The organism is Aeromonas sp. DNP9, assembly GCF_001728955.1.
Classification (GTDB): domain Bacteria; phylum Pseudomonadota; class Gammaproteobacteria; order Enterobacterales; family Aeromonadaceae; genus Aeromonas; species Aeromonas veronii.
The window spans coordinates 55,617-82,582 of record NZ_LYSQ01000007.1 but is presented as its reverse complement, the minus strand read 5'-3'; the positions used below and the strand labels follow the sequence as shown (position 1 = coordinate 82,582).

Sequence of the window (26,966 nt, the reverse complement as noted above, 5' to 3'; positions counted from 1 at the left end):
TGTTCGATGCTCAAAATTGCCCGTGTGCTGCTGCTTGGTCTGCTGCTCATTTTCTGGTTCCTGTTCGGCCTGCTGCTCTGTCTGGCTCGTCCGCGCCATCCCAACAACGTCTATGTCTTCGCCCGCATGTATCACGCGGTCTGCCCGCTGATCGGGCTGCGAGTCAAGGTGACGGTGGCCGACGAGGTCAAATCGGTCGGCCCGGCGGTCTACGTCTGCAACCACCAGAGCAACTTCGACATCTTCACCGTGACCGGTGCGGTGCAGCCTGGCGTGGTGGCAGTGGGCAAAAAGAGCCTGCTCTGGCTGCCGCTGTTTGGCCTTATATTCTGGCTCTCCGGCAACGTGCTGATCGACCGCTCCAACCGCTCCCGTGCCATCGGCACCATAGGTCAGGTGGTGGATCGCATCAAGAACCGCGGCACCTCCATCTGGATGTTCCCGGAAGGGACCCGTTCCCAGGGACGTGGCCTGCTGCCGTTCAAGGCGGGCGCTTTCCACACTGCGGTACAGGCTGAAGTCCCCGTGGTACCCATCGTCTGCTCCAGCTACTTTGGTCAGGTCGACCTCAATCGCTGGGACAACGGCGAAGTGCTGGTGGAGGTGATGGCGCCGGTCTGCAGCAAGGAGCACGGTGCCAGCGGCATTCGCGATCTCTCCGACACCTGCCGCGCCCGGATGGAGGCCAAGCTGACCGAACTTGACAGCAAGCTGGGCCACAGCCACGCCGCCTGACGGATAACGCAGACGAATCGACAAGGGAGCCACAGGCTCCCTTTTTTGTTGGTGAAAATCACCACTTGGTTGGCTATTCTCACCAACAATCTCTTCTTGAATTTCCTCAGTAAATTCCCATCTATATGTAAAAAAACAATAATTTTTCTTGGCACGGCTCTTGTAATGCAATGGGAAGAGATAGCCATCCCATCAACAAGGAGCCAGACCATGAGCGTATTCAGCCGCTTGACCGACGTGATAAATGCCAACCTGCACAGCCTGCTCGACAAGAGTGAAGAGCCGGAGAAGATGCTGCGCCTGATGATCGAAGAGATGGAGCAGGTGCAGGTCGAGATGCGTACCCAGGCCGCTCGCGTCATCGCCGAGCAAAAACAGCTGGAGCGCCATCAGCAGGCGTTGCAGGCGCAGATCCTGGAGTGGTCGGCCAAGGCCGAGCTCGCCATCCAGAAGGGACGTGAGGATCTGGCCCGCGCCGCCCTCACCGAGAAGCTGGCGGAGGTCAAAAAATGTGAACAGCTGGAGCAGGACAAGGCCCGGGTAGCCGAGGTGCTGGCCCAGCTTACCGCCGACAGCGAACGGCTGGCGGCCAAGCTGACCGAGGCGCGCGAGAAGCAGAAACTGCTGACCTTGCGCGAGCAGACCGCCCACAGCCGCATTCGTGCCCGCGCCCAGGTGGACAACCAGCGCATGCATGAGCTGATGGCGCGCTTTGACGGTTTTCAGGGCCGGGTCGATCAGCTGGAAGCCCAGCTGGAGGCGGCCACCCTGGGGCAGAATCCCTCGCTGGAGGCCCAGTTCCGCGAGCTGGAGCTCAATGATGAGATCGAGCGCGAGCTTGCTCGCCTCAAAGGCCAGAAGGCGGAGGTGTAATCATGAGCCCCTGGCCCAAGGATCTGGTGCATCGCAAGCTGACCGGGGTCTGCGCCGGTATTGCCAGGCGGTTGGGGGTCTCCAGAGTCACGGTGCGAGTGGTGGCACTGCTCGCCCTGATCCTGATGCCGCCGCTGGCACTGGCTGCCTATCTGCTGGCGGTGCTGATGATGCCGCCCCGTTATGAATTGAAGCGCTGGCTGGATTGACCGAAGGGTTGACCAGTCGGCAGACAAGGTACTGATAAGGAGCAAGTTATGCTGGAATTTTTCATATTGCTGGTGGTGCTGCTGGTCATGGCACTGACCGGTTTTACCCTGGTAGCCATGTTGCTGGTGAGCGGCCTGTTTGTGCTGCTTGGGGCGCTGGGTGGCATGCTTGCTCTGATCATCAAGCTGGCACCCTGGTTGCTGCTGGTGCTGGCGGTTTGCTGGCTGATCAGCAACCGCAGCAAGCGTTCCAATACCTACCTCTAACCCGCCTGAGGTTGTGCAAGACGTTGTGTGATGCTCCCTGATTTCCCCTTTCCGGCCACTCATCGAGTGGCCTTTTTTTGCCTGCATCCCTTAAGGTCGGGTCGTTTCGGGTAACCACTGGGGGCTCCAGCTCTGCCAGAGTGCCGGGCTGTGGATCAGCTGCTCCTTGAAGGATTTTGGCTGCTGCTTGAGGCGATATTCGATACGCAGGGCCGCCCCCTTCTCGCCGACTTCCTGTTGCCACGCCAGCGTCAGTGGCCCCTTGCCGCGCAGGGCGCGAGCGCCCTTGCCACTCTGGTGCTGGTACAGACGGCGCAGTGGATCCGTGCTGATCCCGGTATAGAGCAGGCCGGTGGCAGTTCGCACCATATAGACAGACCAGCGGGAAGGGGCGGATGGTTGCTGCGCTGGAGTGGTGGTCGCGGGTTCTCTCATTCAAATTCTCTGTGCCAAACTCAGAGGCAGCTCAAGGAGGTGCGATGAGAGTCTGGTTTTGGTTGTGGTTACTGTTGTCGGTCCCGGCTCTGGGGGAGACGATCCGTCTCTACGATTACCATCAGCATCCCCCCTTCAACACCGGAGTGGATGCAGGGCTGAGCCGCGAGTTGGTCAAGTATCTCAATGAAAAGCTGGGGGGTGAACCCAGAATCGAGCTCTGGCTGGTCAATCGCGCCCGGCTGGCGCTGGAGATGGCAGATCCCGACTTCGATGGTCTGGTGGTCTGGGTCAATCCGGCCTGGGTGGGGGATCCCCATCGCGATCGCTATCTCTGGACCTTTCCGGTGATGCGCGACACCAACGAGCTGGTCTCGAACATTGACAACCCGGTCACCTATCGCGGGCCTGACTCCCTCAAGGGGCTGGTGTTTGGCGGGGCGGAGGGCTACCGCTATCAGGGGATCGATGATGCGGCTGGCCGCGGGGAGCTGGTGCGTCAGGATGCCAAGAAGGTGAAGACCAATCTTGAGCTGCTGGTGCGCGGCCGCATCGATGTGACGCTGGTGAGTGGTTCATCGCTGGGCTTTTTCATCGACGCACAGCACTATCAGGGCAAGCTGTTTATCTCACCCTTCCCCCAATCCAGCTATACCCGCCATATCCTGCTGCCCAAATCCCGTCCCGAGCTGCATGCCACCCTCAACGACATCGCCGAGCAGATGGACAGGGATCCCCGTTGGCACAAGGTGCTGGAGTCCTATCGCGGTACGCCCTGAGGACGGCGCTTGAGCCGATGCAGTGGCAACAGGCTCACCAGCAGACCTGCCCAGACAAAGGCGAAACCGACTGCCTTGATGGGGTCCGGCGCCTCACCAAACCAGTAGATGGCGAGCAGGAAAGCGAGGCTGGGCTCGATATATTGCAGCAGCCCCACCGTGCTCATCCGGGTTCTCGCCACTGCGTAGCAGAACAGCCCCACCGGCAGCAGGGTGGCGGGCGCACTGCCCATCAGCAGCAGCTTGTCGGCCAGATCCCCGTTCACGAATGCCCCTTCCCCGTGCCACGCCAGCGTGCCGATGATGATCAGCGCGACGGGCAGTTGCACCATGGCTTCCAGATAGAGGCTGGTGCCGGTGTCGTAGTGGATCTTCTTCTTGATAAGACCGTAGCAGGCGAAGTTGGCCCCCATGATGAGGGAGAACCAGGGGAGCTGGCCGTAGCAGAAGAGCATGTAGGCGAGACCCGCCAGTGCCAGGGCGACAGCCAGATGTTTTTGCGGGGTGAGCCGTTCTTTCAGGAAGATGACGGCGAATACGATATTGAACAGCGGCGTCATGAAGAAGGCGAGACTGGTGGTCAGTACCTGCCCTGTGGTGAGGCACCAGGTGAACATGCACCAGCTGATGGACATAACGGGGCCGGCCAGCAGAATGAGGCCGAGCTGGCGCGGCTCGCTGCGCAGCCGTGTCCAGGGCACCTTGTGGCCAAGCAGCAGAAACAGGCCGCCAAGCAGGACAACCGACCAGAGCACGCGGTGGGAGATGAGCTCCCACATGTTGACCTCGGGCATGAACTGATAATAGAGCGGCAGCATCCCCCAGAGGATGAAGGAGAGGGTCGCCGTGCCCGTGCCTAGCCAGTTTTTCATCTCTACCTGTTTATTAAATTAAACATCTGTCGGTGAATAATAAATAGAGGCCACCCCTTTCACAAGCGAGATCTGGTGGAAAACTCTGTTACTATCGCGCTCATGAGTCGACTGGATAGCCTGTTTGAAGAGATCCGTGCCTGCCGTCTGTGCGAGGCGCATCTGCCGCTCGGGCCGCGGCCGGTAATTCGCGGGGCCGAGAGTGCCCGCCTGCTGATCATCGGTCAGGCGCCTGGCACTCAGGTGCATGCCAGCGGTATCCCGTGGAATGACCGCTCTGGCGATCGCTTGCGTCAGTGGCTCGGGGTCGATAAACCCACCTTCTACGACGAATCACGCATTGCGATTATGCCGATGGGGCTCTGTTATCCCGGCAAGGGCAAGTCGGGCGACCTGCCGCCCAGACCCGAGTGCGCGCCTGCCTGGCACGACAAGGTGCTGATGCTGCTGCCCAATATCGAGTTGACCCTGCTAATCGGTCAATATGCCCAGCATCGCTATCTGGGCAAGGCGGCCAGGGGATCGCTGACCGAGACGGTGCGCAGCTGGGCCGACTATGGCCCCGGCTGGTTGCCGCTGCCGCATCCCTCCCCGCGCAACACCCTCTGGCTCAAAAAGAATCCCTGGTTCGAGCAGGAGGTCATCCCTCATCTGCAGCAAAGGGTCGCCCCTTTGCTGAAACGACCCTGAGTATTAGACCGCTGGCTCGGCCAGCGGCTTTGGCTTGCTGCGCGCCATGGCGATAAGCGGCAGGACGATGCAGATACAGCCCAGCAGCAGCGGCAGACCCGGCTGCTCGTCAAACAGCCATACCCCAATGGCGACGGCCATCAGCAGACCGGTATATTCCGCCGAGGCGATCTTGCTCGCTTCCGCCTTGCGATAGGCCACCACGCACAATCCCGCATAGACCATGATCAGCGCCGACGAGCCGAAGGCGGGCCACCACATCTGCCACTGCCAGTCGCCCCCTTCCCACCAGGCCAGCGCGAGAATGAAGGGCATGCTCAGCACGTTGGTGAAAAACAGGGTCTGGGCGATGGGCTGCTTGAGCGGGATCCGCTTGATCAGCAGATTGTTGAGCGCCATCGACAGCGCTACCCCGAGCGCCGCCAGTGCGGCCCAGTTCACTTCGGTCGGGCGCAGCACGATCAGTACCCCGATAAACCCGATGACTGCGGTCAGCACCTTCTGGCGCGAGATCGCCTCTCCTGCCATCCACACTGCCAGCGGCACCATCATCAGGGGCGCGGCATAGAAGAGGGCATTGGCAGTGGCGAGCGGCAAGCGGGTGAGGGCGACCACCATCAGGCAGACACCGACCGCCCAGATATGGGCCCGCAGCAGGTGCCACTTGATGGCCACCGGCGGGTTGCGGCGCCATGACCAGAGCAGCCAGGGCATCAGCAGAAGGGCTGCAGAAACCTGGCGGAAAAAGACGAACTGGAAGATGGGCTGATCCGGCTCCAGCACCTTGACCAGCGCATCGGAAAAAACCGCCACCATATTGCCCAGCACTAGATAAAGGATGCCGATCCCCACTGCATTCATACCACCTCCCACTTCAGATGAGGGGAGGGTAGCGTGCCGGTTGATATCCAGTAAAATGATAAAAAATGACCATCCATGAGATATTTAGATAATGAAGCTTCCTCCCCTGCGTGCGGTGCAATATTTCGAGGTGGTGGCTCGGCTGCTCAGCTTCTCCCGCGCCGCCCTTGAACTGAACGTCAGCCAGAGTGCAGTCAGCCACCAGATCCGCCTGCTGGAGGATTTTCTGGGTGAGCGGTTGCTGCTGCGTCAGGGGCGGCTGCTCTCGTTGACGACGCAGGGCGAGAGCTATTTTGAGGGGATTGCTGCCGGGCTCGGCCAGATTGCCCAGAGCAGCGAGCAGCTGCGCGGGGGCGGCGAGATGCGGTTGCGCCTCGCGGTCTACAGCTCGTTTGCGGTGAAGTGGCTGATCCCGCGGTTGGCCGGACTGCGCCAGCTCTATCCCGAGCTGGATCTGAGTCTGGAGATGGTAGCGGAGGATCCCGAGCTCTCCGATCGGGTGGCTGACTGTTTTATCACAGTCTCACCCCACGGGCGGGGCTACTGCCATGACCTTATCTATCAGGAGCGGCTCTTTCCGGTCTGCAGCCGCCGCTTGCTGCAGCAAGTGGAGGGGGAGTGGCCAGATGCCATCTGGCAACTGCCGCTGCTATCAGTGCAATCCATCTACAAGGCGCGGGGGGAGGATTGGCAGCGCTGGGCCAAGGCGGGTGGCTTGGTGATACCAGACGAGGCGAGGATGCACCACTTCAGCCATGTGTTGCTGGCGATGGAGGCTGCGGCCTGGGATCAGGGAGTGGCATTCGTGAATGATTACATGTTGCGGCCCGATGATCCCCAGCTGGTGGCCTTGCCGGTACACCAGCTGGAGACGGGGGATGCCTTCTATTTCACCTGCAAGCGCTCACGGGCCCATGAGCCTGCCATCAACCGGTTACGCCAGTGGCTGATGATGGAGACACGCCAGAGCATGCCGCTCTAGCGTGGTATCAAGCCTTCTTGAACTGGCTTAGGACAAACAGGCTGGTGGCACAGACCACTACTGACGGGCCCGCCGGAGTATCCTGATACCAAGATAGGGTCAGCCCGCCGAGTACGGCAAGGCAGCCGATCAGCGCGGCAAAGCCGGCCATCTGCTCCGGCGTCTGGCTGAAACGGCGGGCGGTAGCGGCGGGGATGATCAGCAGGGAGGTGATGATCAGCGCCCCGACAAACTTCATCGCTACGGCGATCACCAGCCCGATCAGCAGCATCAGCACGCAGCGCAGCACATCGACCCGAACCCCTTCAACTCGCGCCAGTTCTTCCGAGATGGTCATGGAGAGCAGGGGATCCCACAGTCGCCACAGGGTGAGCAGCACCAGCGCACCACCGCCATAGATCCAGAGCAGATCCATCGGTTGTACCGAGAGCAGGTCGCCAAACAGGTAGGCCATCAGATCCACCCGCACGTTATCCATAAAACTCAAGGTAACCAGACCGAGGGACAGGGCGCTGTGGGCCAGAATCCCGAGCAGGGTATCGGTCGCTACCTGCTGGTTGCGGCTCATGATCACCAGCAGCATCGCCATGGCAAGGCAGCAGACCACTACCGCCAGGGTGAGATCGACCTGCAGCAGGATGCCCAGCGCGATGCCGAACAGGCAGGCGTGGGAGAGAGTGTCGCCAAAATAGGCCATCTTGCGCCATACCACGAAGCTGCCGAGGGGGCCGGCCAGCAGGGCGATGCCGAGACCTGCCGCGAGGGCGTATAACAGAAAGCTGTCCACTTGAATGTCCTGTTGCTTGCGCTATTTGCTGTGAGCGTTGTTGCGAGAGGGCAGGCGGATGACGGGAGCCTGCGGTTCATGATGATGGTGTTCGCCGTCGCAGTGGTGATGGTGGGTATAGACCGCCAGCACCTCCTGCTCCGGTCGCCCGAACAGTCGGGCAAATTCGGGGTGGCGCGCCACGCTTTCCGGCTCGCCATGACAGCAGACGTGGCGATTGAGGCAGATCACCTCGTGGGTGCTGGCCATCACCAGATGCAGGTCGTGGGAGACCATCAGCACGGCGCAATTGAACTCGGCGGCGAGCTGGCCGATGAGGGCGTAGAGCTCTATCTGGCCGGTGATATCGACCCCTTGCACCGGCTCGTCCAGTACCAGCAGCTCGGGCTTGACCAGCAGGGCGCGGGCCAGCAGCACCCGCTGCATCTCACCGCCGGAGAGCTTCTGCATCCGGTTCTCCAGCAATCCCTCTGCGCCCACCCGGGCCAGAGCTTCCTCGATGGAGAGGCGGCTATTTTTGCCCAGTTGCAGGAAGCGGCGCACCGTCAGCGGCAGGGTGGGATCCAGATAGAGGCGCTGTGGCACATAGCCGACTCTCAGATCGCGGCTGCGGGTGATCTTGCCCGAGTCCGGGGTGAGCAGACCCAGCACCAGCTTGCTCAGGGTGCTCTTGCCCGCCCCGTTGGGGCCGACGAGCGTGGTGATTTTGCCTTTATTGAGGGTAAAGGAGACCTTGTCGAGCACAGAGCGTCCATCAAACGAGAGAGAGACCTCTTTCAGCTCTACCAGTTGGCTCATGACAACTCCGGGGTTTACAGCCAGTGAGAGTTATAATATAACAAAAAGCGGCTGTTATATTATCACATACTCACCCCCTGACGAGATTCACCAATGAGAATTATTGCGCTTTTCACTGCCCTGCTGGCGGTGAGTTTGCCTGTTCGTGCCATTGAGGTACTGACCACCATCAAGCCCCTTGGCTTCATCGCTGCGGCGATCACTGACGGGGTGAGCGAGCCCAAGGTATTGTTGCCGACCGGTGCTTCTCCCCACGATTTTTCCCTGCGCCCTTCCGATATTCGCAGCATCAACAGTGCTGGGCTGGTGGTGTGGGTTGGCCCCGAGCTGGAAGGGTTTATGGCCAAGCCGCTGGCCAATCATCCCTATGCTTTGGCCCTGACTCAGGTTGAGGGAATGCCGCTTTTCAACTACGCGACTCAGGATAGTCATGACTCCCATGACCATGATGATCACGATCATGCCGCCCACGAGCACGGTAACCATGATCATGATGAAGGGCATGAGGGACATCATCACGAAGGGGTCGATCCCCATATCTGGCTTGGCCCGACGCAGGCCAAGGTGATTGCCAAGGCGATCGCAAGTGAATTGGGCAAGCTGGATCCGGCCAATCAGGCTCGCTATGACGCCAACCTCGCGGCATTTGATGCCAAGGTGGATGCCAAGGACAAGGTGATTGCCGGCCAGATGAAGGCAGTGAATGAGAAGGGGTACTTTGTCTTCCACGAGGCGTATGGCTACTGGGAGCGCCACTACGGCATGAGTTCAAAAGGTCACTTTACCGTGAGCCCTGAGCGTCGCCCGGGCGCCAAGACCCTGGTGGATATCCGCAAGGCACTGGAAGAGAAGCAGGCGAGCTGCATTTATGCCGAGCCGCAATTCTCACCGGCTGTGATCGAATCGGTGGCACGCAATACCGGCGCCAAGGTACTGTTGCTGGATGAGGTGGGTGAACAGGTGCCACTCGGCCCGGATGGTTATCCCCAATTCATGCAACAACTGGCAGACGCATTCGCCCAGTGTCGCTGATCGCCTGCTGAGCCTCTCATCCGGAGGGACTATACTGACCTCCAGCATCTGACATGGAGTGTCCGGTATGAAATGGTTGTTGATCCCGGTCTGCACGTTGGCGCTATGTTGCGCCAACGTGCAGGCTTCGCGTCTTTCCGAATATATTGCCAGTCCGGATCTGCGGGCCAAGCTGCAGGAAGTGTATGGTGGCCGGGCCATCCAGCGGGCCGAGGCATTCTCTCGCCTGCTCACCCCCAGAGCGGGTACAACCGACCAGCAAAAGGTCGAGCTGGTGAACAACTACTTCAACAATCTCACCTACAGCGAGGATCCCAAGCTGTGGGGGGATGAGGATTACTGGGCCAATCCGCTGGAGTTCATCGGTGCCCGGGGTGGGGATTGCGAGGATTACAGCATCTCCAAGTACTACACCCTGATGGAGCTGGGGGTGGATGAGAAGAAACTGCGGCTGGCCTACGTCAAGGCGGTGCGTTACAACCAGTTCCACATGGTGACGCTCTACTTCCCGACACCCAAGGCTGACCCAATGGTGCTAGACAACATCAACAGCCGGATCCTGCCGGGCAGCAAGCGAACCGATCTCATCCCCGTCTACAGCTTCGATGCCAAAAGCATCTGGATCATGAAGTCACGACGGGAAGGGACGCTGGCGGGGAGTGCCGATCGGCTGGCGCAGTGGACATCGATGAAGACCCGTTTCTCCAGCGAGCAACTGCGCTCTCCCCGTCGTCAGCTATAGCTTGCCCGCCGCCTTCAACTCATCGAAATATTTCGCCGCGCCCGGATGCTGTTCAATGCTCAGCACCGGGCCGGTTTTATTGCGTGCCCGGTGAAACATATTGGCGTAGCCATAAGTCTGCTCATTGAACTTGGTCTGCTGGGTCAGCATGGCCTTGGTCAGACGATAGACAGACTCTTCCGGCATGGTGGCATTGGTAACCAGGGTGGCAGCAATGGCAAAGGTGGGCGTCGCCTTCAGATTGCCGGGGTAGATGCGGGCGGGCACCTGACTGCGTTGGTAATATTTGACCCCTTTGAGTAGCTGATCACGTGTGGCCCCATCGATGGGGAGGAAAGTGACCGCGCAACGTTTGGCGGTGTCGAGCACAATCCGGTTGGGATGCCCCATCACCAATGCAAATGCGTCGATCTGCTTGCTACAGAGAGCATCCGGCAGGTTGGCCATGCTCTTCAGGTCGAGATCCTGTTCTTTCGCTCCCAAGATGTTGAACAGGGTCAGCGCCGTCTGGCGGGTTCCCGAGCTCTTCAACCCCATGTCGATGGGGGCGAGCTTGAGCTGTTCCAGTGAAGTGATATCGCCATCGGCACGGATCACTATGGTGAAGGGCTCGGCATGGGTGGCAAACAGGGCGCGCAGCTCAGGTTGCGGCTGCGTGGCAAAAGGGCCCAAGCCCTGGCTTGCCTGATATAGCCAGTCTGACTGCACCATGGCGTAGGAGGACTCGCCACTCTTCAGTCGCGTCAGGTTTTCTATTGAACCCGATGAGCTCTGCAGTGTGCACGCAAGTTGCTCGTCGACCTCATGAGCCAGACGACAAAACTCTTTGGTTATCTGGTGATAAATCCCCTGCTCACCACCGGTAGTGAGAGTCACGGTTTCAGCCATCAGGCAGGGTTGCCACAGTAGGGGCAACAGCATGGCGAGCCTTTTCATGATTGCGTCTCCTTGGCATAACCATCGATACCCCAGGTCCGCAGTTTGTCGATGTCGCGACACACTCCCGATTCTGCCAGCAGGGTATAACCGGCGGCATGCATGGTCTGTGAGAGCAGATTCCAGTAGAGCGGCGCATCGGTCAGCTGACAGCTGATAAAGATGGGATTGAGCGGGTCAAGTTGATTGAAGGTATCTGCATTGAGGGGAATGGCGCTGAAGGCGAGCTCACACCCCTGTTCCTGCAACGCAGCCAATGTGGCTTGGCCGTGGGCGGGGAATGTGGCTACATCCCAGCGCCAATCCAGTGTTTTTCCTCGACCCTGGCTTAGCAGAGGGGCAATCTCGGACCATTGCGGGTGATTGAGCAGGGAGAGGGGCAGCAAGATCCCTTCTATATGAGAGTGCTGCCACTGTTGCAGGGCGCTCTGGATGGTTGCGAGCTCGCTGTCGGCACCGAGGGGTTGACTGGGCAAGAAACGCTGATAGAGCGCGATCTCCCCTTGTGTGGAGACAAATTTTTGCAGTTGCCCACCTTCCGGCAGCGGGCTTACTCCTTGCAGCGGCTGTGGGGTCGTCAGTGGCAGCTGTTTTCCCAGCTGGGTGATTTTGAGTCGTTGTTGCAGCAGATCCCGTTTGCGTTCGGAAACCAATTGGTTGATGGAAAGTGCCACTTCTTTGAGGTCTTGCAACCAGGGAGTGGGCAGGGTGCTGTTGAACTGGTGTTTGCGGATACGGATCAGCTGCAGGTTGATCTGCTCCAGGGGCTGCAGCAGGCGTTGGCACACCAGGGAGATGATCAGGGTAAATACGACGAGGCCCGCCAGCAGCGCCAGACCGGTGCGACTGATGGCATTCCACAGATGCTGATAGGCGTAGCCGCTATGCCCCTCAAGGGTCAGAGTGCCCAGCATGCGCCAGCCATCGGTCAACTCTTGCTCAATTTTGACGGGGGGCATGCCGATAACCGAGGGAAGCCAGCCGGGGACATTTTGCTGGGTAGAGTGGAATGCCTTCTGAAACAGCAACTGGCCATCAGGATCGATCAGGGTGACCGAGCTGACGAAACCGCCATCAAACATGGCATTGACGATGGTCTCGGCCAGCACATTGTCGTCATTGAGCAGGGTTCCTTGCAGCACCAGCCCGAGAGCGGTGATGGCGGTTTCCAGGTTGGCTGACATCTGGTCGAGGATGGATTGGCGGACCGTCGTGACTTCCAGTGCAAACAGCAGCGCTGCACCGATCAGGAACAGGACGACAATTATTCTGATTAACAGTTTTGCTAACGACATATCCACTCCATGGAAAAGTTATCGCAACATTCCAGGTTTCTATTCAGTATCGAATCCGACCCGGTTCTTAAAAATAGGAAAAAATGGTTAAAAAAGACGATCATTTCTGCCCATCCGGGCGGGTTATGCATAAAATGTGAGGTTCATGCAGATTGTGATGAACTATTTGTAACTATTTGTGTCCAACAAACAGTTTTATACGGTTTTGTCACAACTGACATCGCAACTCACACTCTTTAGATCTAAATACAGGATAGCGGATGAAACGTCTCCGTCCCTTGGTAGTACAGGCTGCCAATTGGGAACCACCGGTTCCCCGCAAACACTTTTACGCCATGCTGATGCTGACGGCCATGACCCTGTCAGCAGTGGCATTATTGCCAGCTCCGGGTGACATCCTCGAGCGGCCGCTGCGTCTTGAGTTGCCCATTGATACCGCCGGTACGGCAACCAACGAAAACAACACCGACTTTAACGAAATTCCCGATCACGAACTGGTTGATCAGAGTGCGCCGGATGACGACATCCCGGTCGACACCACTCCCCAGTGGCAGGATTACCGGGTCCGCAACGGCGAAAACCTGACCGCCATTTTTAACAATCTCGGTCTCTCCACCACCACCCTCTACAAGGTGCTGGACGCGGACAACAAGAACTATCTGGCGCGCCTCAAGCCGGGCCAGAATATCGAGCTGTTGATCGATCAGGACAACATCCTGCAGCAACTCAAAATCCGCCTGAACATCAAGCAGACGCTGGTGATGGCACGCAGCGATGATGCCTATACTGCCTCCATGATCAATGAGAAGGTCGAGTGGCAACCGCAGCGTTACAACGGCGTGATCAACGGCAGCTTCTATGTCAGTGCCCGCAATGCGGGGATTCCGGCCAACCATATCCAGAAAATTGCCAACCTGTTCCAGTGGCGGATGAATTTCGCCAAGGATCTGCAGAAGGGCGACAAGTTCAAAGTGCTGGTCCGCCAGGAGACGGTGGAAGGCAAGAGCACTGGCAACAGCCAGCTGCTGGGTGTAGAAGTGACCAGCCAGGGCAAGACGGTGTCAGCCTGGCTCTCCGATGACGGCAACTACTATGACGGCCAGGGCAACAGTCTGGAGCGCGGATTCCGCCGCTACCCGACCCACAGCCGCTATCGGATCAGCTCCAATTTCAACCCGGCGCGCAAACATCCGGTAACCGGTATGGTGCGTCCTCACGAGGGCACCGACTTCGCTGTACCGGTGGGCACGCCAGTGCTGGCGACTGGTGATGGTATCGTCCAGAAGGCAACCAGCCACCCGCTGGCAGGTACCTATGTCGTCATCAAGCATGGCCGTACTCTCTCTACCCGTTATCTGCACCTGAGCAAGCTGCTGGTCAAAACCGGTCAGCGAGTGAAGATGGGCGACAAGATCGGCCTCTCCGGCAACACAGGTCGTTCTACCGGTGCTCACCTGCACTACGAGCTGCGGATCAACAACCGCCCGGTCAATGCCATGACTGCCAAGCTGCCGATGGCTGAACCCCTGAGCGGCAAGGAGCGTCGTCAATTCCTTGCCAAGGTGAAGAGCTACCGCAAGGAGCTGGCTGCGGGTTGATACCTGTTGTCACCGCCTGAAATGAAAGGCCCCGCCAGATTGGCGGGGCCTTTTGACATGCGCAGTGAGGGTTAGTAACCCTTGTCGAAGTCGATTTTGCCATCCAGTGGCTGGCCATCGATAAAGCGGATGTAGTTGCGCACAAAGATCTGGGCTACATCATCCGGGAAGCTGTAGGCGCTGTTGTGGGGGGTGACGATGAGGTTGGGTTGGCCCCACAGTGGACTGTCGGCGGGCAGCGGCTCCTGCTCGAACACATCCAGCACCGCCATCGCCAGCTTGCCGGTACGCAGTGCAGTGAGCAAATCGCCAGAGTGCACTGCGCTGCCACGACCGACGTTGAACAGGATGGCGCCCGGTTTGCAGTGTTCGAAGCGGGCGGCATTGAACAGATGACGGGTATCGCGGGTGGCTGGCAGCACGCTGACGATGACATCGGCCTGCGCCAGCATCTTGTTGAGCGCAGGTAGTTGATAAACCTGATCAAACCCGGCCCGCTCCCGACCGCTGCGGCTGATGCCCAGCACCTTCATGCCAAAATGTTTGCCGGTGTGGGCTATATGCTGACCAATGCTGCCGGTCCCCAGGATCAGCATGGTGCGCCCCTTGAGGCCCTGATAGGGGTGGCTTTGCCACAGTCGCTGTTTCTGCTGCTCCCGATAAAGGGGGATTTGGCGCATCAGGCTGAGCAGATGACCAAAGACATACTCGCTCATCAGCGGGCCGAAGATGCCGTGCACATTGGTGAGCTGATAATCACGGCGACTATCAGGGTCGAGCAGCACATCGACTCCCGCATAGGTGGACTGGAACCAGCTCAGCTTGTTGGCTTTGGGCAGTAGCGGTTTGGCACGGGCCGGTTCGGCCATCAGAATATGGGCTTCGCCAATCAGTTTTTCGGCATCGCTCTGGTTATCGGCCCGCAGAATGCGCAGATGGGGGAGGTTGGCGGCCTTGAGCAGCCGTTCGTAGTGAGCATTATCCTGGCTGAGCAAAAGAAGGGTACGTTGGCTCATACTCTTGTTCCTTATCAGAATTTGCGGCGCAACAAGATGCCGCTCTCGACCCATCTTACCTGACTTCATATCGCAACATAGCCGACCAGGGCGCTTTTTCGTTTTCGCCGCGCCCCTCGTGGGCTACAATCTGCCCCACATTTTGCAAAGGATCCGACTCCAGTGTTTGGTGACAAGTTTTATAAGCGACTGGCCGAGCTACAGCCTTGGCAACAGACCGTCTACACCCTGGCGCTGGCAGAGCGCATGTACCCCAACTATGCCCTGTTCTGTCAGGCTTCCGGCTTTGGCAATGCAGGCGCTTTCCGGCATGCGCTGGATCAGATGTGGGTCTACCTCACCGTCAAGGGATCCCGTGTCAATCTGGGGGCCATTCTCGAAGAGTTCGAGTCTCACATTCCGGATCCCCGCAAGTTTGAATCCTACGGTGCCTATCCTGCGCTGGATGCCTGTGTTGCGCTGGGCTGCGCCTACAACTCAGTGATCTGCCGGGTCGGCGAAGAGGCCAACGATGCCAGCCATGCGTCAGTCGGTACCGTGGCCGGTTTTATCGAGCTGCTGGAAGAGCGGGATCTGACCGAAGAGGAGCTCTACGAGCACGAGTACATGGAAGCCGAACTGGAGTTCCAGGTTGAACTGCTCAAGCGGGTTGCCCATGAACGCGACAGCGATCGAATCCTGGCCATCAGAGCATTTGCCTCTCAGGATGGCGTCTCCAATATCGGGATCAGCCTGGAAGAGTAATCCTCTACGACCCCTGATAGAACAAAGCTCCCTTTCGGGAGCTTTTTTATGCCTGAAATTGTTCAGCAGCTTATGCCTGCTCTTCGGTGAGGGGTCTGACGCTCAGCACCGGGGCCGCGTCGATTTCGTCTGCATTCATCATGGATGAGATGCGTTGCAGGGAGGAGAGCAGCAGGGTCTGCTCCCAGGTTTCAAGGGATTGAAAGCGTTGGATAAAGCGCTCTTGCAGCGGGGTCGGGGCCTGGGCCAGCAGGGCGCGACCTGCGTCAGTCAGTGTCGCGTGAACCTTGCGCTTGTCGGTATTGCTGCGAACGCGCTGCACCAGTTGACGGCTCTCCAATCGGTCCATGATGGTGGTGGCGGTGGCCTGGCTCATGTTGGTGTGATCGGCCAGCTGACGCATGGAGATCTGTCCCAGCTCGTCGATCCCTTTGAGCAGCAAGAGTTGCGGGGAGGTGAGCCCGGCTTCTTTGATCAAGCGCCTGGAGTGCATGTCGATGGCACGAATAATCTGGCGCAGGGCGACCAGCACTTCATCATGTTTTTCCATGGGGTGTGCGTCATTGGAGGGCTATGGAGAGGCGCAGAATTTTCCGCCTAATTCGTCACAAGGTCAATATGGTTTTTGCTGTAATGATTTCTGCTCTAATTAATTTTGTGTTAGGTTGACGGGCATTTCACGGAATTCACCCTGACATTTGAGGAGCGAAATGATGAATGACGAGCTGGATATCAAGTCTCTGGTGGCCGAGTTACGTGTGGTCAGAGTGCGCTATGAACTGCCGGATACCTCGGCTTTTGTGCGCTATCAGCCTGCCTATGATGAAGACCCGAACAACCTCAAGGTGCACCACTATGATGGTGAGTTACCCCTCTCTTGTAGTGAGACAGGTACTTTCAACCTAAAGGAGTTGGTGAATGAATTGCGCTACGCCTATGTGCTGGTGCACCTCTTTCCTGACGAAAGTGCCATGAACTTCTATCTGACCGGCCTCGATACCGGCCTGGCCCAGCTGGAGTTCATCGGTGGCTCTTACGACTTCAACCGCCTCTGGATCACCAGCGGTGTCTCCAATCTGGGGGTTCCCATGGCCATCTTCCTTGGCAAGCGTCACGCCGTGAATGGCCAGCCCTCGGTTTCGCTGGTGGATCACCGCGAACAGGCAGCCGGCAAACTGGTCTATCGCGCCATCGGCGGCGCCGGTGATCATGTGGGCGAAGACTTTTTCAACAACGACTAAGGAGGCTGGATGCGAGCAAGCAAAGGGCTATTGAAAGGCCTCAACCCCACCATGGCCATGACGGCCCTCACCGTGATCACCCTGTTTTTGCTATTTGGCGTATTTGTTCCCGATACCGCGGCCGCCTGGTTTGTCGGTGCCAAGGATCAGATTATTGCCGGGTTCAAGTGGTACTACATTCTGGTGGTCGCCCTGTTCCTGTTCTTCGCTGTCTACCTGATGTTCAGCCGTTTTGGCAGCATCCGGCTGGGTGACGACGACCAGGTACCGGAGTTCGGCTACTTCGCCTGGTTCTCCATGCTCTTTAGCGCAGGCATGGGTATCGGTCTGGTGTTCTGGAGCATCGCCGAGCCGATGAACCATCTGCAGGGCAATCCGTTCATTACCGAAGGGATGACCCCGGAAGCGGCCCAGATCGCCATGCGCCTCACCTTTTTCCATTGGGGCCTGCACCCCTGGGCCATCTATGTGATCGTTGGCCTATCGCTGGCCTTTTTCAGTTATCGTCGCAAGTTGCCGCTGGCGATCCGCTCCGTGCTTTACCCCATCCTCGGTGAGCGCATTTACGGCTTCTGGGGCCATGCGGCCGATGTGCTGGCGGTGTTCGGCACCGTGTTCGGGGTGGCAACCTCCCTTGGACTGGGTGTCTCCCAGATGAATACCGGCCTCAACCAGATGTTCGGTATGGCAGTGTCGCAGTCCAACCAGCTCTGGCTGATTGGCGGCATCAGCCTGATCGCCACCCTCTCGGCGGTCTCCGGGGTCGGGCGCGGAGTGAAGCTCCTCTCCGAGCTCAATATCTGGCTGAGTGTTTTCGTGCTCGCGCTCTTTCTGGTGCTGGGGCCGACCACCTATATCCTCAACGCCTATGTACAGAACATCGGTGATTACCTGCAGAACATCGTCAAACTGAGCTTCTGGACCAACACCGAGGCCAACGGCACCTCGGCCTGGCAGTCGAGCTGGACGGCGTTTTACTGGGGTTGGTGGATTGCCTGGGCGCCGTTTGTCGGCATGTTTATCGCCCGTATCTCCAAGGGGCGTACCATTCGCGAGTTTGTGCTCGGTGTGCTGCTGGTACCCTCGCTGCTCGGCATGTTCTGGCTCACCGTGTTTGGCGGCACGGCGATGAATCTGGAGCTGTTTGGTGGTGGTGGCGTGGTGGCTGCGGTCAATCAGGATGTGACGCTGGCGCTCTACAAGACGGTCGAACTGCTGCACTGGGATACCTTCGGCTGGATCGCCAAGGCCGTGTTGACCCTGCTCATCTGCACCTACTTCATCACCTCCAGTGACTCGGGCACGCTGGTCATCACCACCCTGCTCTCCATCGGTGATCAGGAGCCGCCGGTACTGCACCGCGCCGTATGGGGTCTGGGGCAGGGGCTGGTTGCCGCTATCCTGCTGGTTTCCGGCGGCCTGGCAGCCTTGCAGGCGGCCAGCATCATAGCGGCGCTGCCGTTCTCGGTGATCATGTTGGCGATGTGCTATTCGCTGATGCTGGGGCTCAAGCAGGAGAGTCAGCGCCAGTTCGAGTATCGCCAGAACCTCAAGCGCCACGATGGCTCATCCCATATGAGCCTGATGGAGCGAATTGGTCCGGCATAACGGCACCAGCAGGGGTGAGCGCCCCTCACATATCAATCTGGATGCAAAACGGCCGCCCTGGCGATGCTCTCCTTGCGGAGCTCATCATCAGGGCGGCCGTCTGTTATGGGACCGAGGTTACTCCTCGATAAAGGTCCACTCATCCTTGATGCGGCTGATGGCATCAGTGCGCTTTTTGGCGAGCTGCTCCTTGATCTCTTCCCCTTTGAAACCGGCCGCCACTATCTCTTTCACCGGCACCGCCTGGGCGGCAGCCAGCGCTTCGGCCACATAGTCCGGCTCGGCATAGACCCGCTCCTCGAAACCGGTACGGCCATGGAAGTCGGCGCGGCAGGCATCCAGCAACTGGGCAAAGCGCTCGGGGCGGCGCCAGGCATCTGCCTTGTCGAACACCTTGAGCAGGGTGGCGGGCTTGAGCTCAAAGGCGATGTGGATATGGGTATGCAGATCGCTCACCAGCAGCGCCAGATCCCGGCACTCGTTGGGAACCCGGAACCGCTCGCACAGGGCGCGAATAAGCGGCAGCCCCTTCTGGCCATGACCGTGATGGCTTGGCCAGAACTCCTTGGGGGTCACTCCCTTGCCAAGGTCATGGCAGAGGGCAGCAAAGCGTACCGTCAGCTCGGGGGAGATCCGGCACGCCTGCTCCAGCACCATCAGGGTGTGGATGCCGGTGTCGATCTCAGGGTGCCACTTGGCCGGGGCGGGGACGCCAAACAGCGCATCAATCTCTGGGAACAGCGCCTTGAGGGCGCCGCACTGGCGCAGCACCTCGATAAAGATCTGCGGGGTCGGCCCCAGCAGCACTTTTTCCAGCTCCTTCCAGACCCGCTCCGGCGTGAGGTGGGCCAGCTCGCCAGCGGCCGTCATCTCGCTCATCAGGGCGAGGGTCTCCGGCGCTATGGTAAAGCCCTGAGCGTGGAAGCGGGCGGCGAAGCGGGCGACCCGCAAGATGCGCAGCGGATCTTCGGCAAAGGCAGGGGAAACGTGGCGCAGCAGCCGTTTTTCCAAATCCTTGATGCCACCGTAGGGATCGTGGAGCTGGCCCTGATCATCTTCGGCGATGGCGTTGATGGTGAGATCCCGGCGCAGCAGATCCTGTTCCAGCGTCACATCGGGGGCGGCGTGGCAGACAAAGCCGGTGTAGCCCTGACCCTGTTTGCGTTCGGTACGGGCGAGGGCATACTCCTGCTGGGTTTTGGGGTGAAGAAACACGGGAAAGTCGCGACCGACCTGGGTAAATCCCAGTGCCAGCATCTGCTCCACGGTGGCGCCGACCACCAGATGATCCCTGTCGCCCTGCGGCAATCCCAGCAGGCGATCCCGCACTGCGCCCCCAACCAGATAAGTCTGCAAACCGTCTCTCCCGTCATCAATCGTGGGGCCGAGTATATCGTCTTTGTTACCGCTTTGCTGCCTGACCTCCACCTGCCCGCAACGCCAGTCAGCGCGGCTTTGACTTGGGCGTGGCGAGGCCTTACGCTGCCGCACCAGACAGCTGGCGCTGTGTTGCGGGATGACTTTATGCCCGCTCAGGCCAGATGAGCCGAAGGAACCGCAGAGTTCCCCATATATCAACGACATGAGAACAACGTGAATCAATCAACCTTCGCAAGCCGGGTTCTGGAGTGGTACGAGCTTCATGGCCGCAAAACCCTGCCCTGGCAGCAGGAGAAGACCCCTTACCGGGTCTGGGTCTCGGAGATCATGCTGCAGCAGACCCAGGTCGCCACAGTCATCCCCTATTACCAGCGTTTTATGGCGCGCTTCCCCGATGTGGTGGCGCTGGCCGATGCCCCTGTCGACGAGGTGCTGCACCACTGGACCGGGCTTGGCTACTACGCCCGGGCCCGCAACCTGCACAAGGCGGCCCAGCAGATCCGCGATCACCACCACGGTCTCTTTCCCGAGCGCTTTGACGAGGTGATGGCGCTGCCGGGGATTGGTCGTTCTACCGCCGGGGCCGTGTTGTCGCTCTCTCTGGGTCAGCCCCACGCCATCCTTGATGGCAATGTGAAGCGGGTACTCACCCGCTGGCTGGCGCTGCCGGGCTGGCCCGGCCAAAAACAGGTGGAGAACGAGCTGTGGGAGATCGCCATCCGGCTGACTCCCAAACTGGGCGTGGCGCAATACAATCAGGCGATGATGGATATCGGGGCGACGATCTGCACCCGCAGCAAGCCTGCCTGTGATCGCTGTCCGGTGCGGGCCGATTGCCAGGGGCTGTCGCAAGGCAACCCCACTGCCTACCCCAACAGCAAGCCGAAGAAGAGCATTCCGGCTCGCGATGGCATCATGCTGCTGATCCGTCACGGCGATGAGCTGCTGCTGGAGAAGCGGCCGCCACAAGGGATCTGGGGCGGGCTCTACTGCTTCCCGCAGGTGGCCTCGCTGGCGGAGGTGGATGGTCTGCTGGCATCCCTCGGCCTGAGCCATCACGGTTATCGTGAACTGGCCGGTTTTCGCCATACCTTCAGCCACTTCCATCTCGATATTCAGCCGCTGCTGATTGACATTGATGAGGCGCAGCCGCTGCGGCTCATGGAAGCAGATAACCGACTCTGGTATAACTTACGCCATCCTGCCGAGGTGGGGCTGGCGGCCGCCACGGCCCGTCTGCTCGCCTATCCAGAGTTACAACCATAGAGGTCAACATGAGCCGTACTGTATTTTGCCAACGCCTGAAAAAAGAGGGCCCGGGTCTGGATTTCCAACTCTATCCCGGTGAGCTCGGCAAGCGGATTTTTGACAACATCAGCAAGGAAGCCTGGGCCGAGTGGCAGAAGAAGCAGGTGATGCTGATCAACGAGAAAAAGCTCAACATGATGAATCTTGAGCATCGCCAACTGCTGGAAAAAGAGATGGTCAGCTACCTGTTTGATGCAGGTGAAGTGCAGATCGAAGGTTACACCCCGCCTGCCCAGTAAGCTCTCCGGCTGTTGTACGTGTGAACAGGTGCGGGAATGGCGCCACACTGGCGTGACCGCTCCTGAAGTCGCAGCAAATGAATGATGGGCAGCTCTGCTGCCCGGTTTGAGGATCCTATGGGCCGAATTTTTTGGCTGCTGTGCACCCTGCTGTTTCTCTATGCCTGCTCATCCTCCCCCAAGCCCAGCGGGAGTGAGGATGACGATCTGGTCAACGGCAAGGACATCCGCGGTTTTGAACACATGATCAGCGCGCTCTCCCATAACGTGAACGAGATATGGGGGCGGGAGGCGCTGTTTGCGGGCAAGTTTGACTACGTAAAATATACGGATCAGTACAAGAGCCGGGCCCACATCGACTTCTCCAGCGGCCACATCATGGTGGAGACGGTCTCTGGCATAGATCCCCGCGCTCACCTGCGTCGCGCCATTATCGAGACCCTGCTGACGCCGGACGATCCGGCCGAAGTGGATCTTTACTCCGACCGGGAAATTCTGACCGGCGGCGAGCCTTTCCTCTACGGTCAGGTGCTGGACAATCAGCGCCAGCCAATCCGCGCCTCCTGGCGCGCCGAGCGTTATGCCGATTACCTGCTCAACACGGCGATGAAGAAGCGCACTCTGGGGATTCGCACCATCTTCTTCGTCGATATTCCCATGGTGGCTAACCATGAAGATCGACGGGGCTACAAGTATGCGGGGATCATCCGGGAAGCGTCGCGAAAATACGGCGTGCCGGAGAGCCTGATCTATGCGGTGATCAAGACCGAGAGCAGCTTCAACCCCTATGCGGTGAGCCATGCCAACGCTTATGGCCTGATGCAGGTGATCCCGGCTACCGCCGGTCGTGACGTCTATGTGCGGGTCAAGGGCAAGAACGGCCAGCCGACCCGGGAGGAGTTGTTCAACCCGGCCTACAACATCGATGTCGGTACCGCCTATCTGCACCTGTTGCAGACCGTCTATCTGGCGGATATTCAGGATCCGCGCTCCCGTCGCTATGCGGTGATCTCCGCCTATAACGGTGGCGCTGGCGGGGTGCTCAATACCTTCTCCAGCGATCGCAAGGCGGCGCCGGGCCGGATCAACCGGCTCTCCCCCGAGGCGGTCTATCAGGTGTTGACCGAGCAACATCCCAAAGAGGAGGCGCGCCGTTACCTCTACAAGGTCAATCAGGCCGAGAAGGGGTTCAAAAGAGCCTTTGCCAGTCGGGCCGGTTAAGCGGTGACGCTGGGTTAACCATGCAAAAGGGCGCTTGATATCAAGCGCCCTTTTAACGTCCGGCCAGTTCGTCGTTGTAGTGGCCTTATTTGGCGATAAAGCCGCCCTTGGTCTGCGGGGCCGCGCCCACTTTCTCCAGGGTTTTCACTTCCACTTCGGTTTTGTTCCAGCTGTGGTCCACTTCACCACGGATGCGGATCTGATCATCCGGGCCCACTTCGGTGCCACGCCACACATCCTGATCCACTTCGACCTCCACTTCACCGCTGGCATCGCGGAACAGATAGTTCTCACCGCCCAGGTGCTTGACCAGTTTCCCTTCCAGGGTGGCCCAGCTGTCATCGGCCAGATCTTTCAATTGAGCAACGGAAACCTTGTTCTGCTCCTGCGGGCCGGTATAGGCCGCCATGGCAAAAGAGGAGACAGACATCAGGGTCAACAGTCCGATTACGCTTGCCTTGTTCATTTCATACTCCTGTCGTTGGTATGGGGGCATTGTGCCGGGGGGGATGTGAAACAAGCGTGAAAGAAATAGGCTGGTGTGATTGTCTGTTTTGTGAGCGCAAGCGATTTCATCGGTGTCGGAACATGTGTGATTTCATCTGGAACTGTAATCTGTCGCCTTCACCAGAAGTCAGTGGCAGCAGACTCTTCCCATGCCTGTCGCCACTCGAGGAGAAGTCCGCAGGTCTCACCTGCTTAATCGAAGAGCATAACAATATGAAAAAATGGCTTGTTTGTTTATTGGGGTTAATGGCATTGACCGCGCAAGCGGCAGAGGGACGCCAACCTTTTTCCCGGGTTGTGATGTTTGGTGACAGCCTCTCCGACACCGGCAAGATGTACAAAAAGATGCGGGGGTATCTCCCCTCCAGCCCACCCTACTTCAACGGGCGCTTCAGCAACGGCCCAGTGTGGTTGGAGCAGTTGGGTGACGAGCGTTTTCCCGGTCTGGTCGTGGCCAACGAGGCGGAAGGCGGTGCAACCGCGGTGGCCTATAACCATCTGGGCGCCCTGAACGGCTGGCTCGGTTTCTGGTCCTGGGATCCCAAATATCAGGTGATCAACAACCTCGATTACGAGATCGATCAGTTCCTGAAAAAGGACAAATTCCGCCCCGATGATCTGGTGGTGATCTGGGTCGGTGCCAACGACTATCTGGCCTATGGCTGGAACACTGAGCGGGATGCGGATAGGGTGATCGATACCATCCGGCTGGCATCCAACCGGTTGGTGCTCAACGGTGCGCAGCAGATCCTGCTGTTCAACATTCCTGATCTGGGGCAGACCCCGTCAGCCCGCAGTATGAAGGTGGTGGAGAAGGTGCGCCATGTGGCCAGTTACCACAACCAGAAGTTGCAGAACCTCACTCGAGAGCTGGCTCCCCTTGGCATCGTGAAGCTGTTCGAAGTGGACAAGCAGTTTGACGAGATGATGCGCGATCCCCAGCTGTTCGGGCTGAGTGACACAGAACACGCCTGCTACGGTGGCGGCTATACGTGGAAGCCGTTCTCCGGCAGCGCCGCCGAGGTGGCTGCGACCCCGGCTTTGAGTGTCTCCGAAAGAGTGGCTATTGCCGGTAACCCGATCCTGGCGCAGGCGGTGGTGAGCGGGCAGGCAAAAGGGCGAGCCGCAACTCTCAACTGCGATGAGCATATATTCTGGGATCAAGTGCATCCGACCAGGACGGTGCACAAGGTACTGAGCCAGCGTGTTGCTGACTTTATCGATCAGCACTACGAGTTTGTTCGTCACTGATATCGCTTCGGGCCAGCATGTTGCTGGCCTTTTTTCCTATCTGCCCTCATCTGTGCGTCTTTTTGCGTCACATTCAGTTCAAATAACAAACGTTTGTTGCTGTTTTTGTAACGTGGTTGCGTTAGAGTGTTTTTTGTTAATTGATATCAGTGACTTGAAAATAGGCTAACGTTGATATGCTGCGATCGCTTTTGGGTGGTTGCACCTATAAGACGAGGTGATATCAATCAACCTCCTCCTACATAAAGTTGCAGAGGCTCAAACATGAAAAAATCATTGATTACCTTGCTGGTTACCGGCTTGCTGGCGGCCAATGCCCAGGCTGCCGGTCAAGACAACACCTGGTATGGCGGTGCCAAACTGGGTTGGTCCAACTTCTACGGCATTGATGAAAGCAATGCCCTGACCCTTGGCAATGAGACCAACGATGCCTTGGGGGCAGGCGTGTTTGGCGGTTATCAGATCAACAAGAATCTGGGGTTGGAGCTGGGTTACGACTATCTGGGCAATTACAAATACGATGCCACTACGGCGGCAGGCGCTTTCAGTGATGAAGTAAAAGCACAGCTGGCTCAACTGACCCTGAAACTGGGCTTCCCGGTTACCGATAATCTGGATCTGTATGGCCGTGTCGGTGGCGGTTATGGCTGGGCTGATACCAAGAGCGATGTTTACAAAGATGACAGCCGCTTTGTCATGGTCGGTGCACTGGGTGCCGAGTATGCGTTCAATCTCGACTGGGCCGCTCGCCTGGAGTATCAGTACACCACCCCGTATGGCAGCCGCGATGATACCGGTTTGAGAATGGATAACGGCCTGCTCTCGCTGGCAGCGGTTTATCGCTTTGGTCAGGTTGCCCCTGTTGCGCCCGCCCCGGCCCCGGAACCTGCTCCTGCACCTGTGATGGTTGAGAAGCAGTTTACCCTGAGCTCCGATGTGCTGTTTGACTTCAACAAGGCGACCCTCAAGCCAGAGGCCAGTCAGGCACTGGATAGCCTCTATAGCCAGATTGAAGAAGCACGACCCAAAGATGGCGTGGCAACCGTAATTGGTCACACCGACCGTATCGGTTCTGATGCCTACAACCAGAAGCTCTCCGAGCAGCGTGCCCAGACTGTTGCCAACTATCTGGTTGGTAAAGGGATCCCGGCCGCCAAGATCAATGTGGAAGGGCGTGGTAAATCCTCACCGGTTACCGGCGACAGCTGCGTCAGCAAGTCCAAGCGTGAGCTGATCGTCTGCCTGGCTCCGGATCGCCGTGTTGATGTGAAAGTCGAAGGTGTTAGCGAGGTGCAGGAGTAATCCTTCACACTGAGCAGAGTTCCACTGGGGCTGGAATGAACAGCCCCTGTTGGAGCAAGAGAGACCAAAAAGCCAGTCAGTTGATCTGACTGGCTTTTTACATTGGCATTGCGGTCGGACAAGGGACTAAATCAGGAAGGGAGCGGCATCACCCGGTTGCGCCCCAGCTCCTTGGCCTTGTAGAGCAGCTTGTCGGTACGTTCGACCAGACAGTCTGCGCTCTCCTGACCATTGAACTCGCCCACGCCAAACGAGGCGGTGATGTGGTCGATGCGGCGGCCCGATTTGCGATCCAGAATCGACATCCGCTCGATAGCGCGGCGCATGCTTTCCGCCATCTGTCTGGCCAGCGCTAGCGAGCGATGGGGGACCAGCATGGCGAACTCCTCCCCACCCAGCCGATAGGCGGTGACCCCCTCCTTGCAGGCGTCGCGCAGCCGTTTGCTGAAGGCGCGCAGCACCTGATCACCGAGCAGGTGCCCATATTCGTCGTTGAAGTTCTTGAAGCGATCGATATCGGCGAGGATCAGCGAGAAGGGGTGCTGGCTGCGGATCAACCCCTCCAGCTCCAGATCGAAGGCGCGGCGGTTGAGCAGGTTGGTGAGGGCATCCTCGTTGGCCAGTTTGCGTGTCTCGTTGAGCGCCGCCCGCAGCTCCTTGATCTCTTTCTCCGCATTGCTGAGCTGGTTGCGAAAGTGCATGGTGGACATGCGTACATCCCGCGATTCGCGCACCAGCTCCCGCAGGATCCCCATGGTGTCTTCCAGGCTGAAACCTTCGTCATCAATGCGGCTGAGCTTGTCAAAACTCTTGTCGAGCATCTCCTGAAACATGCCGGTATCGGAGATGGCGTCCTGCATGGAGTGGCCGAGCTCGTTGGCCATGGCGGCGAGGCTCAGTTTCATCGCCTCCATCTGCTTCTCGTCCTGAGCGGCCAGATACTGGTGATAGAGCCGCTCGCAGGTAGTGAGTGAGCAGGTTCCCTGCATTTTGACAGCCTGATCAATCGCCTGGTTGAGCTCGGGCATGCTGGCCGAGACATAGTTGTACCACAGGTGGTAATTGTCCGGCGTCGTGGGGATCTGGTACTTGATCATCAAGGGAACCGCCTGTTTGAGATAGGCGGCGGATTGGGCAAATGTGTCCTTACTCATGAGTTCTGTGTCTCATCATGCCAGCGAACTGAAGATAGTATGACAGAGAGATTGGCCAAAAGGCAGCCGATGGATGCCATTCGCCCCCCCCTCCGATATAATGG

Annotated in this window: 30 protein-coding genes; 18 read left to right on the top strand and 12 right to left on the bottom strand. The window is 58.6% G+C overall.

All coding sequences use genetic code 11. The annotated features are described in order from the left end of the window. The first annotated feature begins 6 nt into the window (after window positions 1–6). The 4 genes from A9G06_RS06565 (at window position 7) to pspG (ending at window position 2,084) form a co-directional block, all read left to right on the top strand. On the top strand, window positions 7–735 hold the full coding sequence (locus tag A9G06_RS06565; RefSeq protein ID WP_069554645.1) for a 1-acylglycerol-3-phosphate O-acyltransferase: 729 nt from the start codon (window positions 7–9) through the stop codon (window positions 733–735). Between the two features lie 210 nt (window positions 736–945). Continuing rightward, complete coding sequence (pspA, locus tag A9G06_RS06560) at window positions 946–1,608, top strand: phage shock protein PspA (RefSeq protein ID WP_019446683.1); 663 nt, start codon at window positions 946–948, stop codon at window positions 1,606–1,608. Window positions 1,609–1,610: 2 nt separating this feature from the next. After that, window positions 1,611–1,817 carry a PspC domain-containing protein gene (locus A9G06_RS06555; RefSeq protein WP_043826074.1) on the top strand — a complete coding sequence of 69 codons (207 nt, stop codon included), beginning with the start codon at window positions 1,611–1,613 and terminating at the stop codon, window positions 1,815–1,817. 48 nt (window positions 1,818–1,865) lie between these two features. Next, window positions 1,866–2,084 (top strand): envelope stress response protein PspG, encoded by a 219-nt coding sequence (gene pspG, locus A9G06_RS06550; protein WP_005335871.1) that lies wholly within the window; start codon window positions 1,866–1,868, stop codon window positions 2,082–2,084. 90 nt (window positions 2,085–2,174) lie between these two features. On the opposite strand, the gene A9G06_RS06545 is transcribed toward pspG, so the two are convergent. After that, entirely contained in the window at window positions 2,175–2,519 is a 345-nt protein-coding gene (locus A9G06_RS06545; protein ID WP_069554644.1) for a GIY-YIG nuclease family protein, read from the bottom strand. 44 nt (window positions 2,520–2,563) lie between these two features. Here A9G06_RS06545 and A9G06_RS06540 point away from each other — a divergent pair, with 44 nt between their 5' ends. After that, window positions 2,564–3,298, top strand: a complete 735-nt coding sequence (locus tag A9G06_RS06540) for an ABC transporter substrate-binding protein (RefSeq protein WP_069554643.1) — start codon at window positions 2,564–2,566, stop codon at window positions 3,296–3,298. On the opposite strand, the gene rarD is transcribed toward A9G06_RS06540, so the two are convergent. Continuing rightward, entirely contained in the window at window positions 3,280–4,170 is an 891-nt protein-coding gene (gene rarD, locus A9G06_RS06535; protein WP_069554642.1) for an EamA family transporter RarD, read from the bottom strand. The two genes, A9G06_RS06540 and rarD, sit on opposite strands and share 19 nt — an antisense overlap. A gap of 102 nt (window positions 4,171–4,272) precedes the next feature. On the opposite strand from rarD, the gene A9G06_RS06530 reads away from it, so the two are divergent. Next, a complete protein-coding gene (locus A9G06_RS06530; protein ID WP_069554641.1) occupies window positions 4,273–4,860 on the top strand; it encodes a uracil-DNA glycosylase family protein in 588 nt (195 codons plus the stop codon). Between the two features lie 3 nt (window positions 4,861–4,863). Here A9G06_RS06530 and A9G06_RS06525 read toward each other — a convergent pair whose 3' ends face one another. Further along, complete coding sequence (locus A9G06_RS06525; protein WP_041209234.1) at window positions 4,864–5,721, bottom strand: DMT family transporter; 858 nt, start codon at window positions 5,719–5,721, stop codon at window positions 4,864–4,866. Window positions 5,722–5,812: 91 nt separating this feature from the next. Between A9G06_RS06525 and A9G06_RS06520 the strand changes: the two genes are divergently transcribed. Beyond that, window positions 5,813–6,703: a LysR substrate-binding domain-containing protein gene (locus tag A9G06_RS06520; RefSeq protein WP_042032621.1), complete on the top strand. Its 891-nt coding sequence runs from the start codon at window positions 5,813–5,815 to the stop codon at window positions 6,701–6,703. A gap of 7 nt (window positions 6,704–6,710) precedes the next feature. Here the strand turns inward: A9G06_RS06520 and znuB are convergent, their stop codons facing one another. Further along, window positions 6,711–7,490 carry a zinc ABC transporter permease subunit ZnuB gene (gene znuB, locus A9G06_RS06515; protein WP_043849673.1) on the bottom strand — a complete coding sequence of 260 codons (780 nt, stop codon included), beginning with the start codon at window positions 7,488–7,490 and terminating at the stop codon, window positions 6,711–6,713. Between the two features lie 21 nt (window positions 7,491–7,511). Beyond that, window positions 7,512–8,288 (bottom strand): zinc ABC transporter ATP-binding protein ZnuC, encoded by a 777-nt coding sequence (gene znuC / locus A9G06_RS06510; protein WP_005354861.1) that lies wholly within the window; start codon window positions 8,286–8,288, stop codon window positions 7,512–7,514. 93 nt (window positions 8,289–8,381) lie between these two features. Between znuC and znuA the strand changes: the two genes are divergently transcribed. Beyond that, complete coding sequence (znuA, locus tag A9G06_RS06505) at window positions 8,382–9,320, top strand: zinc ABC transporter substrate-binding protein ZnuA (RefSeq protein WP_069554640.1); 939 nt, start codon at window positions 8,382–8,384, stop codon at window positions 9,318–9,320. A gap of 67 nt (window positions 9,321–9,387) precedes the next feature. After that, window positions 9,388–10,062, top strand: coding sequence for a transglutaminase-like cysteine peptidase (locus A9G06_RS06500; RefSeq protein WP_069554639.1), 675 nt, complete (start codon window positions 9,388–9,390; stop codon window positions 10,060–10,062). Here A9G06_RS06500 and A9G06_RS06495 read toward each other — a convergent pair. Both A9G06_RS06495 and A9G06_RS06490 read right to left on the bottom strand, forming a co-directional pair. Next, window positions 10,057–10,998: a TAXI family TRAP transporter solute-binding subunit gene (locus A9G06_RS06495; protein WP_069554638.1), complete on the bottom strand. Its 942-nt coding sequence runs from the start codon at window positions 10,996–10,998 to the stop codon at window positions 10,057–10,059. The genes A9G06_RS06500 and A9G06_RS06495 overlap by 6 nt on opposite strands. Next, entirely contained in the window at window positions 10,995–12,293 is a 1,299-nt protein-coding gene (locus A9G06_RS06490) for a LapD/MoxY N-terminal periplasmic domain-containing protein (RefSeq protein WP_069554637.1), read from the bottom strand. The genes A9G06_RS06495 and A9G06_RS06490 overlap by 4 nt, the downstream gene beginning before the upstream one ends. Window positions 12,294–12,553: 260 nt before the next feature. Between A9G06_RS06490 and mepM the strand changes: the two genes are divergently transcribed. Beyond that, window positions 12,554–13,891: a murein DD-endopeptidase MepM gene (mepM, locus tag A9G06_RS06485; protein WP_064339376.1), complete on the top strand. Its 1,338-nt coding sequence runs from the start codon at window positions 12,554–12,556 to the stop codon at window positions 13,889–13,891. A gap of 71 nt (window positions 13,892–13,962) precedes the next feature. On the opposite strand, the gene A9G06_RS06480 is transcribed toward mepM, so the two are convergent. Then, window positions 13,963–14,907 (bottom strand): D-2-hydroxyacid dehydrogenase, encoded by a 945-nt coding sequence (locus tag A9G06_RS06480; RefSeq protein ID WP_069554636.1) that lies wholly within the window; start codon window positions 14,905–14,907, stop codon window positions 13,963–13,965. A gap of 162 nt (window positions 14,908–15,069) precedes the next feature. On the opposite strand from A9G06_RS06480, the gene A9G06_RS06475 reads away from it, so the two are divergent. Beyond that, complete coding sequence (locus A9G06_RS06475; RefSeq protein ID WP_021231718.1) at window positions 15,070–15,651, top strand: YjaG family protein; 582 nt, start codon at window positions 15,070–15,072, stop codon at window positions 15,649–15,651. 70 nt (window positions 15,652–15,721) lie between these two features. Here the strand turns inward: A9G06_RS06475 and A9G06_RS06470 are convergent, their stop codons facing one another. Then, window positions 15,722–16,201, bottom strand: coding sequence for a MarR family winged helix-turn-helix transcriptional regulator (locus A9G06_RS06470; RefSeq protein WP_042081587.1), 480 nt, complete (start codon window positions 16,199–16,201; stop codon window positions 15,722–15,724). A 163-nt stretch (window positions 16,202–16,364) separates the two neighbouring features. Between A9G06_RS06470 and A9G06_RS06465 the strand changes: the two genes are divergently transcribed. Together A9G06_RS06465 and A9G06_RS06460 are read left to right on the top strand one after the other, a co-directional pair. Next, window positions 16,365–16,892 (top strand): hypothetical protein, encoded by a 528-nt coding sequence (locus tag A9G06_RS06465; RefSeq protein WP_069526903.1) that lies wholly within the window; start codon window positions 16,365–16,367, stop codon window positions 16,890–16,892. 9 nt (window positions 16,893–16,901) lie between these two features. Further along, a complete protein-coding gene (locus tag A9G06_RS06460) occupies window positions 16,902–18,500 on the top strand; it encodes a BCCT family transporter (protein WP_069554635.1) in 1,599 nt (532 codons plus the stop codon). A 117-nt stretch (window positions 18,501–18,617) separates the two neighbouring features. Here the strand turns inward: A9G06_RS06460 and A9G06_RS06455 are convergent, their stop codons facing one another. Continuing rightward, on the bottom strand, window positions 18,618–19,856 hold the full coding sequence (locus A9G06_RS06455) for a multifunctional CCA addition/repair protein (RefSeq protein ID WP_069554634.1): 1,239 nt from the start codon (window positions 19,854–19,856) through the stop codon (window positions 18,618–18,620). A 237-nt stretch (window positions 19,857–20,093) separates the two neighbouring features. Here A9G06_RS06455 and mutY point away from each other — a divergent pair, with 237 nt between their 5' ends. From mutY to mltC, 3 genes are all read left to right on the top strand, one after another. Beyond that, window positions 20,094–21,146, top strand: coding sequence for an A/G-specific adenine glycosylase (mutY, locus tag A9G06_RS06450; protein WP_069554633.1), 1,053 nt, complete (start codon window positions 20,094–20,096; stop codon window positions 21,144–21,146). An 8-nt stretch (window positions 21,147–21,154) separates the two neighbouring features. After that, window positions 21,155–21,427 (top strand): oxidative damage protection protein, encoded by a 273-nt coding sequence (locus tag A9G06_RS06445; RefSeq protein WP_005335828.1) that lies wholly within the window; start codon window positions 21,155–21,157, stop codon window positions 21,425–21,427. A gap of 117 nt (window positions 21,428–21,544) precedes the next feature. Beyond that, window positions 21,545–22,648, top strand: a complete 1,104-nt coding sequence (mltC, locus tag A9G06_RS06440) for a membrane-bound lytic murein transglycosylase MltC (RefSeq protein WP_069554702.1) — start codon at window positions 21,545–21,547, stop codon at window positions 22,646–22,648. Between the two features lie 85 nt (window positions 22,649–22,733). Here mltC and A9G06_RS06435 read toward each other — a convergent pair whose 3' ends face one another. Further along, window positions 22,734–23,114 carry a YgiW/YdeI family stress tolerance OB fold protein gene (locus A9G06_RS06435; protein WP_069554632.1) on the bottom strand — a complete coding sequence of 127 codons (381 nt, stop codon included), beginning with the start codon at window positions 23,112–23,114 and terminating at the stop codon, window positions 22,734–22,736. A 254-nt stretch (window positions 23,115–23,368) separates the two neighbouring features. Between A9G06_RS06435 and A9G06_RS06430 the strand changes: the two genes are divergently transcribed. Together A9G06_RS06430 and ompA are read left to right on the top strand one after the other, a co-directional pair. Then, the gene (locus A9G06_RS06430; RefSeq protein WP_069554631.1) at window positions 23,369–24,406 is read left to right on the top strand and encodes an SGNH/GDSL hydrolase family protein; all 1,038 of its coding nucleotides are present in this window, start codon (window positions 23,369–23,371) and stop codon (window positions 24,404–24,406) included. Between the two features lie 264 nt (window positions 24,407–24,670). Then, a complete protein-coding gene (gene ompA / locus A9G06_RS06425; protein ID WP_005335824.1) occupies window positions 24,671–25,708 on the top strand; it encodes a porin OmpA in 1,038 nt (345 codons plus the stop codon). 131 nt (window positions 25,709–25,839) lie between these two features. On the opposite strand, the gene A9G06_RS06420 is transcribed toward ompA, so the two are convergent. Then, entirely contained in the window at window positions 25,840–26,862 is a 1,023-nt protein-coding gene (locus A9G06_RS06420; RefSeq protein WP_019445736.1) for a GGDEF domain-containing protein, read from the bottom strand. Window positions 26,863–26,966: the final 104 nt, after the last annotated feature.

What these genes read in the sequence shown, in the direction of transcription:
- ompA (WP_005335824.1), top strand. Translation starts at nt 24,671, where the DNA reads ATGAAAAAATCATTGATTACCTTGCTGGTTACCGGCTTGCTGGCGGCC.
- A9G06_RS06465 (WP_069526903.1), top strand. Translation starts at nt 16,365, where the DNA reads ATGAATGACGAGCTGGATATCAAGTCTCTGGTGGCCGAGTTACGTGTG.
- rarD (WP_069554642.1), bottom strand. Translation starts at nt 4,170, where the DNA reads ATGAAAAACTGGCTAGGCACGGGCACGGCGACCCTCTCCTTCATCCTC.
- A9G06_RS06435 (WP_069554632.1), bottom strand. Translation starts at nt 23,114, where the DNA reads ATGAACAAGGCAAGCGTAATCGGACTGTTGACCCTGATGTCTGTCTCC.
- A9G06_RS06480 (WP_069554636.1), bottom strand. Translation starts at nt 14,907, where the DNA reads ATGAGCCAACGTACCCTTCTTTTGCTCAGCCAGGATAATGCTCACTAC.
- A9G06_RS06565 (WP_069554645.1), top strand. Translation starts at nt 7, where the DNA reads ATGCTCAAAATTGCCCGTGTGCTGCTGCTTGGTCTGCTGCTCATTTTC.
- A9G06_RS06530 (WP_069554641.1), top strand. Translation starts at nt 4,273, where the DNA reads ATGAGTCGACTGGATAGCCTGTTTGAAGAGATCCGTGCCTGCCGTCTG.
- A9G06_RS06520 (WP_042032621.1), top strand. Translation starts at nt 5,813, where the DNA reads ATGAAGCTTCCTCCCCTGCGTGCGGTGCAATATTTCGAGGTGGTGGCT.
- A9G06_RS06490 (WP_069554637.1), bottom strand. Translation starts at nt 12,293, where the DNA reads ATGTCGTTAGCAAAACTGTTAATCAGAATAATTGTCGTCCTGTTCCTG.
- A9G06_RS06470 (WP_042081587.1), bottom strand. Translation starts at nt 16,201, where the DNA reads ATGGAAAAACATGATGAAGTGCTGGTCGCCCTGCGCCAGATTATTCGT.
- znuA (WP_069554640.1), top strand. Translation starts at nt 8,382, where the DNA reads ATGAGAATTATTGCGCTTTTCACTGCCCTGCTGGCGGTGAGTTTGCCT.
- A9G06_RS06545 (WP_069554644.1), bottom strand. Translation starts at nt 2,519, where the DNA reads ATGAGAGAACCCGCGACCACCACTCCAGCGCAGCAACCATCCGCCCCT.
- mepM (WP_064339376.1), top strand. Translation starts at nt 12,554, where the DNA reads ATGAAACGTCTCCGTCCCTTGGTAGTACAGGCTGCCAATTGGGAACCA.
- A9G06_RS06525 (WP_041209234.1), bottom strand. Translation starts at nt 5,721, where the DNA reads ATGAATGCAGTGGGGATCGGCATCCTTTATCTAGTGCTGGGCAATATG.
- A9G06_RS06445 (WP_005335828.1), top strand. Translation starts at nt 21,155, where the DNA reads ATGAGCCGTACTGTATTTTGCCAACGCCTGAAAAAAGAGGGCCCGGGT.
- pspG (WP_005335871.1), top strand. Translation starts at nt 1,866, where the DNA reads ATGCTGGAATTTTTCATATTGCTGGTGGTGCTGCTGGTCATGGCACTG.
- A9G06_RS06420 (WP_019445736.1), bottom strand. Translation starts at nt 26,862, where the DNA reads ATGAGTAAGGACACATTTGCCCAATCCGCCGCCTATCTCAAACAGGCG.
- A9G06_RS06460 (WP_069554635.1), top strand. Translation starts at nt 16,902, where the DNA reads ATGCGAGCAAGCAAAGGGCTATTGAAAGGCCTCAACCCCACCATGGCC.
- A9G06_RS06540 (WP_069554643.1), top strand. Translation starts at nt 2,564, where the DNA reads ATGAGAGTCTGGTTTTGGTTGTGGTTACTGTTGTCGGTCCCGGCTCTG.
- A9G06_RS06495 (WP_069554638.1), bottom strand. Translation starts at nt 10,998, where the DNA reads ATGAAAAGGCTCGCCATGCTGTTGCCCCTACTGTGGCAACCCTGCCTG.
- A9G06_RS06430 (WP_069554631.1), top strand. Translation starts at nt 23,369, where the DNA reads ATGAAAAAATGGCTTGTTTGTTTATTGGGGTTAATGGCATTGACCGCG.
- pspA (WP_019446683.1), top strand. Translation starts at nt 946, where the DNA reads ATGAGCGTATTCAGCCGCTTGACCGACGTGATAAATGCCAACCTGCAC.
- A9G06_RS06500 (WP_069554639.1), top strand. Translation starts at nt 9,388, where the DNA reads ATGAAATGGTTGTTGATCCCGGTCTGCACGTTGGCGCTATGTTGCGCC.
- A9G06_RS06555 (WP_043826074.1), top strand. Translation starts at nt 1,611, where the DNA reads ATGAGCCCCTGGCCCAAGGATCTGGTGCATCGCAAGCTGACCGGGGTC.
- znuC (WP_005354861.1), bottom strand. Translation starts at nt 8,288, where the DNA reads ATGAGCCAACTGGTAGAGCTGAAAGAGGTCTCTCTCTCGTTTGATGGA.
- mltC (WP_069554702.1), top strand. Translation starts at nt 21,545, where the DNA reads ATGGGCCGAATTTTTTGGCTGCTGTGCACCCTGCTGTTTCTCTATGCC.